The organism is Streptoverticillium reticulum, assembly GCF_047456005.1.
Taxonomy (GTDB): Bacteria; Actinomycetota; Actinomycetes; order Streptomycetales; family Streptomycetaceae; genus Streptomyces; species Streptomyces reticulum.
The window spans coordinates 1944703-1956974 of sequence record NZ_CP179755.1 but is presented as its reverse complement, the minus strand read 5'-3'; the positions used below and the strand labels follow the sequence as shown (position 1 = coordinate 1956974).

The window sequence follows — 12272 nt, the reverse complement described above, 5'->3', positions numbered from 1 at the left end:
CCCTCCTCGTGGCCTCGGCGGACGTAGAATCAGAGATCATAGTAGGGTTCCTTCTGGCCGTCGGTGTTGATCGTTTCGGGCTGGCAGAGTCGGTGCTCTCCTTCGGTGACGATGTTGGTTTCGGCGGTTCCCAGCAGCATGGCTTTTCTGTTCCCGTCGGCCATGTCGAAGGAGTTGGTGTTGTTGGCGATTTCGGCGAGCGGCCATGCGATGACCTGGGCGTAGTTCGGCGGGGTGGGCTGGGGGCCGGGTTGGGTCGGCGGTGGCGTCCACGTCGGTGCCGGCGGTGGCGGGACCTGTACGGGTACGGGGTAGTGCACGGCGACCCACCCGCCGAAGGTGACGGGGATTTTGTAGTTGTAGGTGCAGATGCGGCGCCGGACCGTGGCGATGACGTCCACCCGGCTGGGAATGGTTCCGCTGATCTCTGAAGTGCGTGACCACGAAGTGGTCAACGAACCGCTGATAGAGCCGGTGATCCCGACCATCAGCTGTGCCGACACCTCCCCGGTGCCCGTGGCGCTGCCCGTTGCTGTTGCCGTACTTGTCGCCTGTGTCTGGGTCTCGTTGTCGACACCCTGATTGTCCTTGCTGTTCTTCAGTGTGACCTTCTGATATTGCTGCAACTGCATGCTCTTCTGCAGTTGCGCCTGCACTGATGCAGAGGCTCTGGCCCCGAACGTGAGCTGGATTGTGCCCTGGAGCGACCAGCTGATGCTGGCCTGCATCTGGAACGTGACACTGTCCCTGAAGTTCCTTACAGTTTGGTCGGTTCCGTTGATGTACGTGTTCTTGGAGACCACTTCGGGGGGAGGTTTCATGATGGGGCATTGTTCTTCGATGAGTGGCACGCCCAGATTGAAGTAGGGGTGCCATCCGCGCTGGTTCGCGGTGGGCTCGCCCGAGGGGTATGCGAGATAGATCGAGTCGCCCAGGGAGAATCCGTCGGGGGCGACTGGGTTTCCCCCTCCTTCGGGGGTCAGCTTCAGCCTGTCCTGGTTCCGTGCCAGGATGTCTGCGGCTTTGCCGCTGATATTGAGCTCCGATTGGTTCAGTGTCGTCAGGGGGTGGCGTACAAAGATATCGGGGAGAAAGCATGTTCCTACAGGGTTGATGATGTCTTCGCCGCTAGGGCCCTTTGTGTAGCCGGTCATTGCCTTCAGGCCTCCTTTCGCCGCTTTTTCCGTTCGACGGCATCGAATTCGGAAATTACAATTCTTTCGGTGTCTGCCACTGTTCCTCTTCGGGGGTTCGGGTCGAGGTCGGTCAAAAACGTTGTTCCTGAGGGGTGTTGGTTCCGTTGTGGGTCAACGCCCGGCCAAGGTGGACCACACGGTCAGAGCGGCGGTCACCAGCAGTGCCGCCATGGGGATCACGGCCTGGTACATACGGACCTGCCGGTCCCGTTCCGCCCGTTCCCGGTCGGCCATCCGTCCCTCTTCCAGGTGCTGCAACAGCGCCCGGTGTTCCGTCTGCTGTTGGTCGACCCGGCTTTCCAGTGCCTGCAGACGCATCTCGTCCCCCCTGCGCGACGCAGTCCACACCGCCAGGGGAACGTAACGGGCGAGGTCCTCCTTCAACTCGGTCATGTCGTCCCGGATGAGCCGTGTTTCGCGTTCGATCATTCGCCACAGCTCGCCGAGCGTCGGCCCGCCCCCGCTGGTGTCCGTTTCCATTGCGGGGCCCTTCCGTCGTGCTGCTTGCAGGCCGATGGCATCGGCCTGCCGGTACCGGGCCCGGCCGGGGAAACTCGTCGGCCTCGGCCTCCGGAGCGGCCCGGGAGTCTCAGGTGTGGGTCCAGGTGTTCCAGTCCATGTTCCAGGCGTTGAGCCCGTTGTCGGGGCGGACGGCGGGTGCAGTGGAATGGGTGACCACGATGATGTCGCCGGGCTGGGAGTTGTTGTAGAACCAGGCGGCGGGGGCGTGGGGGTCGTGCGCGTGGCGGGCGTCTTCGAGGCCGATGCAGCCGTGGGTGATGTTGGTGGTGCCGAAGATGGCTTTGGGGGTCCAGTAGTTGCCGTGGATGAAGGTGCCGGTGTCGGTCAGGCGCATGGCGTGCGGCACATCGGGGATGTCGTAGCCGCCGGCTTGGTCGTGGGGGAAACCGACGGTGGCGCCGTTCATGCGGATCGTGGGGTGTTTTTCGGAGATGACGAGGATGCCGTTGTAGGTGGGGAGTTGGGGGGCGCCGGTGGTGACGGGCAGGGTTCTGAGGTGGACGCCGTCGCGGGTGACGGTCATGTGGTGGGTGCGGGTGTCCACGGTGGAGATCTGGGCGTGGCCGGTGGTGAAGTGCACCGTCAGTTTCTGGATTCCGCGGATGCCGGGGGCGGTTTCGACGCCGTCGAGGTCGATGTCCAGGGTGATGTCGCTGTGGTGGCGCCAGTACCGGCAGGGGCGGAAGACCAGACGGCGGTCGCCGAACCAGTGCCCGACGACTCTCTGGCCACTGCTGGAGCGGACGGTGACATGTGAGCGGACGGCGTCGCGGTACTGCACGGGCTGATCGAAGACGAGGGAGACGGGCATGCCGACGCCGACGAGGGCACCGTCGTGGGGGGTATAAGCAGCTGTGGTCCGCCGGGAGTTGACGACGGCGAGTGCGGTGGAAGTGCTGGGCGGTGCGATGATTCCGGCGCCGGCGGTGAGGATGCCGGTTCGGCCCGGGTGGGTCTGCGGCGTCCCGTCGGGATGTCTTGTGCTTTCCCGGACGTCCCGGACGGCCACTCGCGCCTGGACGCGTGCATCGCCGGGGGATGTTGCGGCAGGTAACCGGGCAGTGGTTCCCGTGGGGGTGGCGCAGTCCTGCTGCGCGGTGGTCTGCGGGGGACGGGGGGCTTCCTCCGCCTCGGCGGACCTGTGGCTGCCTCTGGGCCGGGTGCCCTGCAGCGTTTCGTAGACGGCGAAGTTGATGACGAGGAGCCCGCACAGGGCCACTGCCGCGATCAGGTACGTGGTGGGGTGGGTCATGGTGCTTCTCCGGGCTGTACTTCGGCGGTTGAAGGACGGGCGGGGCCCGGCCCGGCGGTGGCGACGCGGGTGGTGAAGGAGAGGGTGGCTCTTCCGTGGTGTCCTTCGACGGGTACGGCGTGGCTGCCGAGGCGTGCGCCGGCCTGCCACCAGACGGTTCCGTAGGCGAGGGTGCGGTGTCGGCCGCGGGGGGCGGGGCTGCGGTGGAGGAGGTCGGTCTGGAGGGCGAAGGAGCTCGCGGCGGGGAAGAGCAGGGGGTGGGAGAGGAGATTGGCGCCGGGGCGGTGGCTGTGGGGGCGGGGGAGGGCACATTCCCAGACGGTGTGGGGGCCGCCGGTGTCGGTGGTGACGGTGACGGTGCCGTACGGGGCGGGTGGGCCTGTAGTGGTGGGGTGGGTGGCGAGGCGGATGGCGGTGAGGCAGAGGTCGTAGCGCCCGGGGCGGCTGGTGATGCAGGCTCCGGCGAGCACGGGCTGGTGGTCGCTGTAGTCGGTGTAGTGGCGGGTGCCGGCGGTCCAGGGGGTGCGGGAGACGAGGACGCGGCTGTTCCACTTCGACGGGCGGGCGTGCCCGCGGCGCAGGAGGACGTGGTCGAGGTCCTGGGCCGGCCGTCGGGGCGGGCCGGAGGGACGGGCGTGGCGCCGTCGGGCGATGGTGTTGTTGGTGGTGTCGAGGGAGTAGGGCCAGCCGGTCTTCGCGGTGGGTTGCTCGGCGTGGAGCGTGGCCAGCATGCGGGTGAACTCGCCGCTGCCGCAGGGCACGTTGAGGGTGCCTGCCACGGCCACGGTGTCCTCGGGCGGCAGCGTGCCGTCCTCTTCCCGTTCCGCGAGGTAGTGGGCGAGGCGGGCGAGCTGGTCCTCGCGGATCCTCTGCGCCTCGTGGTCCTGTCCGCTGTACAGGTGGGTGTCGATCAGGTGGAGGGTGCCGCTGCCGGTGCGGACGGCCGCGTAGGTGAACCCATTGCTCATGCCGTTGCGGGCACGGGGCGGCTCCGGGAAGAGGTGCTCTTCCGCCCGGGTGATCGGATGACGGCTCACCACGGCGGTGCCTCCGCCGACGGAGCTGTCGTACATGCCACCGCCCGGTGTCCCGGAGACCCGTCGGGAGGCGTCCGGGCGGGACACGGCAGGGCTCTGGTGGGTGAATCCGCGGCGGGCCAGGGCACGGAGCAGGCTGCGGGAACCGGCCGTTTCGAAGAGTCCCTGGAGGACGACGACGTTGGCGTCGTGGAGGAATCCCGCCGCCCCGATCAGCTGTGCTCTGCGGGCGTTGGCGAATCCGTCCTTCCCGGCCGGAGAGATGTGGAGCATGGTGTTGTAACTGACGATGCGCCAGGTGTCGGGGAGCGTCACCTGCCCGCCTTCCCCTCAGCAGCCCGGGAGTTCTTCGGGGGGAGCGTCCTCGGGGAGCACCCGGACCTGTTCGGCCTGCGGGCCCCGTGTGCTCTCGGCGACTATGAACTGGACTCGCTGGTTTTCGTGGAGCAGCCGGTAGCCGGGCATGTCGATCTGCGAATGGTGCACGAAGATGTCGGGCCCGTCGTCCCGGGTGATGAATCCATAGCCTTTATCCGGGTTGAACCATTTCACTGTTCCTGTGGTCACTGAGGTGCCTGCCTTGCTGGTGTGTGAGGGGTGGGTGAACTGCCCGTTTCCCGCCCGGAGATGACAGCCGGGGAGCGTTGGTTGCGGCGGGTGCGTTCGGCCTCGAGAACGTGGTCTTCGCGGTAGAGGTTGGTCCTGCCCTGGCGGGCTGCGGGCACGAGATGGCCGCGGTGGGTCCACTGTCGGATGCAGGACGGGGAGACGCGGGCGACGGCGGCGGCCTCCTGGGTCGTCAGGAGCCGGTGGCGAGGGGAGACGCTGCGCAGGGCGGCTGCGGCAGCGGTACGGCGGGTGGGGGCCATGGTTGGTGCCTCCGCAAGGGGTGGGTGGACGACCGGGCCGCTTCAGTCCGGGGTCCCGGTGAAGCGGCTGTGGCAGGAGTGGCAGACGGTTCCGGCAGCGTCGCGGTACAGGGAGCGCAGGTCGCAGCCGGGGCACGGGGTGTCCAGACGCTGCGGTGCGGTGTCCTGGTGGAGCAGGTGCAGGGCGCGCAGGTAGGCGTCCTGGACGGCCTGGGGGTGTTCCGGGAGGACGGGAGGCTGCACGGCTGTGGGCAGGTTCCGGGCCAGCGAGCGGCACAGCTGCTGCAGGAGGGGGCCGGGCCGGACCGGGGCGGTGGGCAGGCTTCCGGGCAGTGCATGCAATGCCCAGGTGCGGACGGTGTGGACGGTGTGTTCGGCGTGCACCAGGAGGGGCATGCGCACAGGCTCCGGGGAGGCGCGGTACCGCCAGGGAAGCCGGGCGGTACGGGCGGTGCCCAGGCGAGGGGCGGTACGGGGGGAGAGCTCTGTGTGGAGTCGGACGTAGAGGACGGGCAACTGGTCGAGGACGTGCCGGAGGCGGGCGAGACAGGCGGGGCATGCACGCAGGCTCCTGCCTTCGGGCAGGGTGACTGCGCACATGGGGCAGGCGGCTTCCATGGGCTCGGGTTCCTGGGTGGTCGACGGGGCCGGCGGCCTCTCCCGGCCGCGTCCGGGTTCAAGGGCCGACGGCGTCCCCCGGTGCGAGGGCCGGTGCCACGCGGGCGGCGGAGCAGGGCTGTTCGGGAGGAGGGCAGCAGGCGTCGAGGCGGGCGAGATCGCCGGGGGTGAACACCGGCTGGTCCAGAGCGGCGCGGGCTTCGGCGAGATGGCGGGGGCGGGTTGCGGTGATCAGGGCCGAGGTGATCCGCCGGTCGCGCAGGGCCCAGCTCAGGGCGAGCTGGGCAAGGTTCTGCCCGCGGTCCGTGGCGATGCGTGAGAGGGCGGGCAGGGGAGGCATCTCCTCGTCCTGGGGAGCGGCCGGGGGAGCGGGAGTGAGAGCCCCGTGGGCCAGCGGAGCGGCAGCCACACAGCCGATGCCGTTGCGCTGCAGGAGGTCCAGCAGGCTGTCCTCGATCCACCGGTCGAGCAGGGAGTAGGAGGCCTGGCAGGAGACCAGGGGGGTGCCCAGGGCCTGCAGACGGCGCAAGGCGACGCGGACCATGGACGGGGCATAGCCGGAGAGGCCGATGTACATGGCTTTGCCCTGCTGCACGGCGGATGCCAGTGCTGCGGTGGTCTCCTCCAGCGGGGTGCCGGAGTCGAAGCGGTGGGCGTAGAGGATGTCGAGGTAGTCCAGACCTGTGTGCAGCAGCAGGCTGTCCAGCCCGGACAGCAGGTGCTTGCGGGAGCCGAAGCTGTGCATGCTGCCGTGCCGGCGGTCCAGGCCGATGCGGGCGGAGAAGACGAGCGCGTCACGGTAGGGGATGAGGGGAGACAAGGCCTGGGCCGTGGCCGCCACGGTGCTTTCGGGGTTGCGGGCATCGGGCGTGATGTCGAAATGGGAGATCCCCAGATCGGTGGCGTGACGTAGGAGAGTCCGCAGCGGGGTGGGGGCGGTGAGGTCGGCGGCGCAGCTTCCCACGCTGAGGCTGATGGCTGACAGCTGTAGTCCGTGGGTGCCGCTGCGGCGGTGGGGCATGGGCTCATTGGTGCTCTGGCTCGGGGGGCAGGGCATGGCCGTCCTTCGTACGGAACCGGGTGGAATGATGTGAACAGAGGGAGGGAAGAGGGGAGTTGGCGGTGCGGCCTCCACCTCTCCCGAGGGGTGAGGCGTGAGGGACTTGAACCCCCGACCGCGGGATTATGAGTCCCGTGCTCTGACCGACTGAGCTAACGCCTCCTGTTGCTGTCTGCCAGATGCACGGTGCCGGTGGTGCCGGTGCTCGTGGTGTAGTGGGCCAGGGTGACCCCGCAGGAGACGAGGAGATGCTGGCAGCGGGGGCAGGGGCGGGCGAGCATGGGGGCTCCGGTGCTGCTCAGCCGGGCCACGTAGACCTCGGATCGGCGCGGTGCATCGATGCTGCGCATCAGCATTTCCTCGGCGTGGAACGTGGCGTGCCGGAAGTCGGTACGGGCGCTGTTGCGCCTGCGGTTGCACGAACGGCCCAGGATGCGGCCGCCCTTGACAAGAACGGCACCCACCCTGAAGCGGCACTGGGAGCGGGTGGCCTCCTTGAGCGCGATCGTCACGTGCCGGTGTGCCATCCGGCCTCCCGGGGAAAGGGCGGTCAGCCGAGTGCCGCCGTGCTGTTGTCGTCTCCTGCTTGCAGGGCATGTCCGGCCCTGTGCGGCCGTGTGCCCGCCTGGGGAAGGGGTTGTGCGGGCACACGGTGTGGGCGAGGTGGGATTCGAACCCACAAGCCCGTTGAGGGCGACGGATTTTAAGTCCGCGGCGTTTGCCGATTTCGCCACTCGCCCCGGCACGCAGTGGCTCACGCCGGCTGCTCGGCACAGTATTCGGCCCGGGCGCGCTCCAGCAGGGCACGCCAGGAGGTGACTTCGGGACGTCGTGCAAGGAGGTTCCCGCGCCACCGGGCGGTGGTGCCGCCGAAAATCCCTTCGGCGATGCGCTCGTCCAGCGCATAGGCCAGGCACTCGGTGGTCACCGGGCAGCGACGGCAGATCCGCACCGCCTCCTCCTGTCGGAGGGCCTCGTGCCCGAAGAACAGGCTGTCGCCCTGACGGTGAGTGCAGACGCTGCGTCGACGCCAGTGAGGGTCCCAGCCCTGCACACGTGCCCGGGTCAGCTCGCCCACAGCGTTCGCCACGTCTCGGCGTCGGGGTAGCCGTCCGCGCGGTCGCCACGACGGCCCTGGCCGAGCTGGAACCGCGTGCATGCCGCCCGCAGGGCATCGTCCCACTGCCGGGCAGCTTCCCATCCGGCGTACTGTTCCAGGGACTTGCGCTGCTCCGGTGCCCATCCCGTGGTGATCAGCTTCAGGCGCAGCAGCAGGATCCAGATGTTCGCCCGGCCGGGTCCGAAGTGCTCGCGGCCGGGATACTCGGGGGCCGGTCCGGTGGGCAGGTCCCCCCGGCTCGGATGCGGACGGGGCCCCGGCCCACGGAGGGCCAGGCTTCTGTGCGCGGCCCGTCTGCGCGGACCGAGCAGGGCAAGACATCGTGTTTGACGGACAGTCCTCACCACAGCAATTCCTCACTTTGTGTTTCAACGATGCGGCGACGTCAAGGCGAAGAGCACCACAGTTATTGCAAACACCGCAATTTCCGCCACTACGGATGCATGCGATGGTTATCAGCCGTTCAATTGCCCTTCAGTGCCGGTGTTGTTGGGGCGCCACCTGTCTGCTGCCCCGTATCCGTTGAGTCGAGGTGTGTCAGCAGTTATCGCCGCCGGCGTACGCCACGTGGGCGAGAGTGGGGCTGCTGTCTTCCCGTCCGGTTATCTCCGGCATCGCTTGCGGATGCGACGCCCTGGCAGGAGTGGACGGCCGGAGATGCCGGAAACAGAAGAAGCCCGGCACGCGGAGGCGGGCCGGGCTGCATGCGTCACGTTCACCCGGTGAGGGCGCAACTGCAACAGCTTGTATGGAAAGAGTGACAGCATGGGGCAAAAAAGTCAAACGCCGTCAGATGTGCTCAAGGGGAGGGCTGTGGCCGCGGCTCGCCGCCCGTACCCGCTCACCGGGCCGGACACGGTCACGCCTCGGCGGCAGACGGCAGCCATCGCGGAGGCGCTGGGACGTGAGCTCTCCTGCGTCGAGCTCACCCGCGTCGCCGGGCGCCCCGGCGCGGACGTTCGCGCAGTGGGCGCAGGAGAACGTGGCGGCCTTCCGCTGACCGCCTTCCCATTACCGGGCCTTCGAGCCGACCGGCGCCGGCAACTCTCACGGAGGAACGGCGCCGGATAACTCTGCGCTGCCCTTGTGTGCTTGCCTGCCGGTCCGCCGCCGGGTGTCACCGTCGTGCCCACGATGACCACGGTGCGACGCGACAGGCCCGTTCATTGCCGTCGTGCGGATAACTGTGTTGCTCTGTCGGCCATGCAATACCGGGCAAGTGGAAACAGCGGGTTGTTCATGTCGCCGGTGGGGGTGAGCCTGAAGAACCACTTCGGCCATGACCGGCCCCTGAACAGCATGCACAAAATCCTGGACACTGCAGTGGCGAGTGGTGTGACACACTTCGATCTGGCTCCTCACTACGGGCCCCCTTACGGAGGGGCGGAGGAGAATTTCGGGCGACTGCTCCACGGTCTCCGTTGCCGGCCGGAAGAGATTGTGGTCTCGGCGCGGTCCGGTCACGGGCCGCAGACCAGATTCCTGGCAGGGTTCGGCTCGCGCAAGGTTCTGATGTCCTCCCTCCATGCAACCCTGCGCAGGACCGGCCTGGATCACGTCGACATCTTCTATGCACATCGATACGACCCGTTCACGCCGGTCGAGGAGACGGTCACGGCCCTGGATTCCCTGGTCAGGCAGGGAAAGGCTCTCTACGTCGGGCTTTCCGGCCATACGCTCGCCACCTTCCGCTTGGTGTCGGAGGCGTTGAGCGACCTCGGTACTCCGGTCACGGCCTGCAGGATGACCTACTCGATCCTCGACCGCTGGCCGGAGTGCGGCCTCTTCGCTCTGCTGAAGGAACAAGGCGTCGGCTGCGTCGTCGACGATGCGCTCGATCTCGAGGGCGAGTTCCGAAGACGTCTGAAGAGTGTTTCCGGGGAACGGGGCCAGACCTCCGCGCAATGCGCGTTGAGCTGGACGTTGAGGAAACAATCGGTGACGTCGGCATTGACAAGTCCCGCCTCATCTGAAGAGTTGGAGCAATATTGTGCCGCCGCAGCGCAGACCTATTTCACGGAAACGCATCTTTCGGTTATCGACAGTCTTCTCCCGGGGTTTGAGAAGCCGCGGCAGTGAGCCGGGCCGAGCCGGCCTCATGGTGATAGTGATCGCAATCGCATCTCCCATGCTCTTGTTGCCGCCCTCGGACGCGCAAGCCGACAGTCTTTCCTCGAAGGCCCTGCGGATCGCTGCAAGCAAGAGGGGCTCGCCCTACCGCTACGGGGCTCAGGGGCCAGATCGATTCGACTGCTCCGGCCTGACGTTCTATGCGTTCAAGAGAGCGGGCCGGAAGATCCCCCGCACGGCTCAGGCGCAGTACCGGAAAACGGTTCACAAGAACCCGTCGTCCAGAGTTCCCGGCGATCTGGTCTTCTTCCATCGGCGTGGCGTCGTCTACCACGTGGGGATCTACTCCGGGCGCAACATGATCTGGCATGCGCCGAGGCCCGGCAGGGTCGTCCGGCGCGAAACCATCTGGACGAACCAAGTGTGGTACGGGCACGTGTTCTGACGGTCGGCTCCAACTGCCCTGTGTCCGCGAGGGATCGATTCGATAGCGGAAGGCCTCATGCGCTATGGTGTGCCATACACCTTCAGTGTCAGCCATGACGGCTGGTCGCCTGTATTCCGGAAGCAGCTTTTCCGCTGTGTCACTTACATGAACATCCGGACAACGCGCCTGCCTTCCTGGGCAGCCGGTCCCTTTGCTGCTCGAGAGGTGCTTGCCCGGTCTTCATGTGCACAAACAGCTCATCCACCCGAACACCCAGCGCATGGGCGATGCGCCAGGCCGTCACCGGGCGTGCGGTCCGACTCCCGCGCAGTAGCTGGGAGATGAAGGCCTGTGACACTCCGGCCTTCACAGCGACCCTGCGCTGGGACATGCCGAGGAGGAACATGAGGTCCGAAAACGTTTCTGGATCGGTCACTTCGTACATGAAGTCTCCTTGGTCCTGGGTGATTTCACGGTTCCCTTGGTTCGGTCGAGACGGTTCGGAAAGGTGACGGTCCGGTACTTGTCCTATCACGCGCCAACTACGCCGTTGTAATTGCCGGCAGGGCTTGGTCAAGTTGTGTGGTGTGTTGGTATGTTGTGCTGGCTGCCACAGGAAAGCGAGACCGGCTCCTCGGACCGCTTCGCCAGCCTTTGAAGGGTGCCGAAGGCATGTGCTGCGGAGACGAGGGCGACATGATGATGCCAACCTCTCCAGGTGCGCCCTTCGAAATGAGTCAGGCCGAAATCGTCTCTTATCTCGCGATGGCATTCCTTGCTCCGTCGTCGCAGATACACCAGTTCCACAAGCGTGTGGAGAGGCGTCCTGGTGGCCAGGTTCGAGAGCCAGAACCGTGGCGGTCCGGTTCGTTTTGCGGGCCATTCGACCAGCAGCCAGCACGTGTACCGTGTCGGCTCATGGTTCGGCCCGGCAGGCCGGACGCGCAGGGCTGCGAATTTTGCCGACTGCTGTGGGAACCCTTCTCCGGTGCGTACAGGAGTGCACTGATGCCACGCTGCTGCGCCCTTGGCGGCCCGGCTGACCGTGGTGATCAGCTTCTCCACGCTGATCGGAGTCACGCTCCCCACGGGCAGTTGCTCCGGTCGGCATCCGTGCACGACCGGGTACAGCCGGGCATCAGCCGGGTGGGCGGCCATCGAGTCGGAGATGCCCACCAGGTACCTGAGGCCTTGCATTTGCAGATTCCGGCGAAACGCGGCGGAGTCTCCGTATTCGGTGTCTGCCATGATCAGAGGTGGTCTCACGTTCCATGAGTTGACCTCGTCGATCATGTCCAGAGCGAGCTGCCATCTCTCGACATGGCCCACGTCGTGGGGGATACCGCAGGCGACGCGGCGGCGTACCCTCGCAGGATCTGCGGCTGGCAACGCCGGATCCCAGGACTTCGGGACGAAGAGCCGCCAGTTCACTGCGCTCCAGGCGCGGAGGGAGGCGAGGTTCAGCGAGACACCCACCTGACAATTGGTGATCTTCCCGTGCTCGGCGGTGTATTGCGGCGCCACACATACCGACGCATCACCCTCTTTGGGGAAGACGGCATCCTCGATCACCAGAGCGGAAGGCTCGATGAACGGCTGTATTTTCCAGGACACCTGAGCGAGCACGTGGGCGGGATCCCAGGGACTGGATGTCACGAAGTGGGCCAGTGCCTGTCGGTTCATCTCCCCGCCGAGCCGTGCCGCCATGGCCTTCACGGACTTGCGTCCGCCTTCTTCCAGTAACAGTCCGTTGAGGTAGGCCAGTCCGCACCGGCGTTGATCCATCCGGCCGAACGACTCGAACACCTCTGCCGCGAAGTCTTCCAAGCGAAGCACTGTCTCTGACAACTCGCCAGGTTTCACACCATCCCAACAACATGCCTGATCAGCTGGACACGATTTCAGTTAGTAAAGCGATGCCCAAGAACCTGCTGGCGCCCTGGCGAACTGAGGTCTTGACACAGAGGTCGTTGCCCCTTCAAGCAGGTAGGGCGCCATTGCGGCAACGTCGCGGCTGTGTTGCTCGCAGATGACCTGGCGCTGGTCGTGTGTCGCCCACACAGTCAAGTCGGCAGACGACGGGTTGACGGACATCAGCGGG

The 12272-nt window shown here is 66.7% G+C and carries 15 protein-coding genes and 2 tRNA genes; 2 read left to right on the top strand and 15 right to left on the bottom strand.

The window, feature by feature from the left end; genetic code table 11:
• Nucleotides 1-29 precede the first annotated feature (29 nt).
• The 13 genes from ACMATS_RS08775 to ACMATS_RS08715 form a co-directional block, all read right to left on the bottom strand.
• Nucleotides 30-1154, bottom strand: coding sequence for a gluconolaconase (locus ACMATS_RS08775; protein ID WP_414167557.1), 1125 nt, complete (start codon nucleotides 1152-1154; stop codon nucleotides 30-32).
• A gap of 153 nt (nucleotides 1155-1307) precedes the next feature.
• The gene (locus ACMATS_RS08770) at nucleotides 1308-1676 is read right to left on the bottom strand and encodes a hypothetical protein (RefSeq protein WP_414167556.1); all 369 of its coding nucleotides are present in this window, start codon (nucleotides 1674-1676) and stop codon (nucleotides 1308-1310) included.
• 109 nt (nucleotides 1677-1785) lie between these two features.
• Complete coding sequence (locus ACMATS_RS08765) at nucleotides 1786-2970, bottom strand: L,D-transpeptidase (protein WP_414167555.1); 1185 nt, start codon at nucleotides 2968-2970, stop codon at nucleotides 1786-1788.
• Nucleotides 2967-4322, bottom strand: a complete 1356-nt coding sequence (locus ACMATS_RS08760) for a sphingomyelin phosphodiesterase (protein ID WP_414167554.1) — start codon at nucleotides 4320-4322, stop codon at nucleotides 2967-2969. The genes ACMATS_RS08765 and ACMATS_RS08760 overlap by 4 nt, the downstream gene beginning before the upstream one ends.
• A 15-nt stretch (nucleotides 4323-4337) precedes the next feature.
• A complete protein-coding gene (locus tag ACMATS_RS08755; RefSeq protein WP_414167553.1) occupies nucleotides 4338-4574 on the bottom strand; it encodes a cold-shock protein in 237 nt (78 codons plus the stop codon).
• A complete protein-coding gene (locus tag ACMATS_RS08750) occupies nucleotides 4571-4876 on the bottom strand; it encodes a helix-turn-helix domain-containing protein (protein WP_414167552.1) in 306 nt (101 codons plus the stop codon). Before ACMATS_RS08750 ends, ACMATS_RS08755 begins: the two co-directional genes overlap by 4 nt.
• Nucleotides 4877-4918: 42 nt before the next feature.
• Nucleotides 4919-5476, bottom strand: coding sequence for a hypothetical protein (locus ACMATS_RS08745; RefSeq protein ID WP_414167551.1), 558 nt, complete (start codon nucleotides 5474-5476; stop codon nucleotides 4919-4921).
• A gap of 76 nt (nucleotides 5477-5552) precedes the next feature.
• On the bottom strand, nucleotides 5553-6458 hold the full coding sequence (locus ACMATS_RS08740; protein WP_414167550.1) for an aldo/keto reductase: 906 nt from the start codon (nucleotides 6456-6458) through the stop codon (nucleotides 5553-5555).
• Nucleotides 6459-6642: 184 nt separating this feature from the next.
• Nucleotides 6643-6716 (bottom strand) — tRNA-Ile (locus ACMATS_RS08735).
• Complete coding sequence (locus ACMATS_RS08730) at nucleotides 6707-7081, bottom strand: hypothetical protein (protein ID WP_414167549.1); 375 nt, start codon at nucleotides 7079-7081, stop codon at nucleotides 6707-6709. Before ACMATS_RS08730 ends, ACMATS_RS08735 begins: the two co-directional genes overlap by 10 nt.
• Before the next feature lie 128 nt (nucleotides 7082-7209).
• A tRNA-Leu gene (locus ACMATS_RS08725) sits at nucleotides 7210-7294 on the bottom strand.
• 14 nt (nucleotides 7295-7308) lie between these two features.
• The gene (locus ACMATS_RS08720) at nucleotides 7309-7713 is read right to left on the bottom strand and encodes a WhiB family transcriptional regulator (protein ID WP_414167548.1); all 405 of its coding nucleotides are present in this window, start codon (nucleotides 7711-7713) and stop codon (nucleotides 7309-7311) included.
• Nucleotides 7620-8018, bottom strand: coding sequence for a hypothetical protein (locus ACMATS_RS08715; RefSeq protein ID WP_414167547.1), 399 nt, complete (start codon nucleotides 8016-8018; stop codon nucleotides 7620-7622). Before ACMATS_RS08715 ends, ACMATS_RS08720 begins: the two co-directional genes overlap by 94 nt.
• Before the next feature lie 790 nt (nucleotides 8019-8808).
• On the opposite strand from ACMATS_RS08715, the gene ACMATS_RS08710 reads away from it, so the two are divergent.
• Together ACMATS_RS08710 and ACMATS_RS08705 are read left to right on the top strand one after the other, a co-directional pair.
• The gene (locus ACMATS_RS08710) at nucleotides 8809-9753 is read left to right on the top strand and encodes an aldo/keto reductase (RefSeq protein ID WP_414170682.1); all 945 of its coding nucleotides are present in this window, start codon (nucleotides 8809-8811) and stop codon (nucleotides 9751-9753) included.
• A 49-nt stretch (nucleotides 9754-9802) separates the two neighbouring features.
• Entirely contained in the window at nucleotides 9803-10189 is a 387-nt protein-coding gene (locus tag ACMATS_RS08705) for a C40 family peptidase (RefSeq protein ID WP_414170681.1), read from the top strand.
• 139 nt (nucleotides 10190-10328) lie between these two features.
• On the opposite strand, the gene ACMATS_RS08700 is transcribed toward ACMATS_RS08705, so the two are convergent.
• A complete protein-coding gene (locus tag ACMATS_RS08700) occupies nucleotides 10329-10616 on the bottom strand; it encodes a helix-turn-helix domain-containing protein (protein ID WP_414167546.1) in 288 nt (95 codons plus the stop codon).
• A 128-nt stretch (nucleotides 10617-10744) separates the two neighbouring features.
• Entirely contained in the window at nucleotides 10745-12007 is a 1263-nt protein-coding gene (locus ACMATS_RS08695) for an IS701 family transposase (protein WP_414170680.1), read from the bottom strand.
• Nucleotides 12008-12272 lie beyond the last annotated feature (265 nt).

Bases quoted from the DNA above. Each gene is read 5' to 3' on its own strand.
- ACMATS_RS08705 (WP_414170681.1), top strand. From the start codon at position 9,803: ATGCTCTTGTTGCCGCCCTCGGACGCGCAAGCCGACAGTCTTTCCTCG.
- ACMATS_RS08770 (WP_414167556.1), bottom strand. From the start codon at position 1,676: ATGGAAACGGACACCAGCGGGGGCGGGCCGACGCTCGGCGAGCTGTGG.
- ACMATS_RS08700 (WP_414167546.1), bottom strand. From the start codon at position 10,616: ATGTACGAAGTGACCGATCCAGAAACGTTTTCGGACCTCATGTTCCTC.
- ACMATS_RS08765 (WP_414167555.1), bottom strand. From the start codon at position 2,970: ATGACCCACCCCACCACGTACCTGATCGCGGCAGTGGCCCTGTGCGGG.
- ACMATS_RS08750 (WP_414167552.1), bottom strand. From the start codon at position 4,876: ATGGCCCCCACCCGCCGTACCGCTGCCGCAGCCGCCCTGCGCAGCGTC.
- ACMATS_RS08720 (WP_414167548.1), bottom strand. From the start codon at position 7,713: ATGCACGCGGTTCCAGCTCGGCCAGGGCCGTCGTGGCGACCGCGCGGA.
- ACMATS_RS08730 (WP_414167549.1), bottom strand. From the start codon at position 7,081: ATGGCACACCGGCACGTGACGATCGCGCTCAAGGAGGCCACCCGCTCC.
- ACMATS_RS08745 (WP_414167551.1), bottom strand. From the start codon at position 5,476: ATGTGCGCAGTCACCCTGCCCGAAGGCAGGAGCCTGCGTGCATGCCCC.
- ACMATS_RS08710 (WP_414170682.1), top strand. From the start codon at position 8,809: ATGACCACGGTGCGACGCGACAGGCCCGTTCATTGCCGTCGTGCGGAT.
- ACMATS_RS08775 (WP_414167557.1), bottom strand. From the start codon at position 1,154: ATGACCGGCTACACAAAGGGCCCTAGCGGCGAAGACATCATCAACCCT.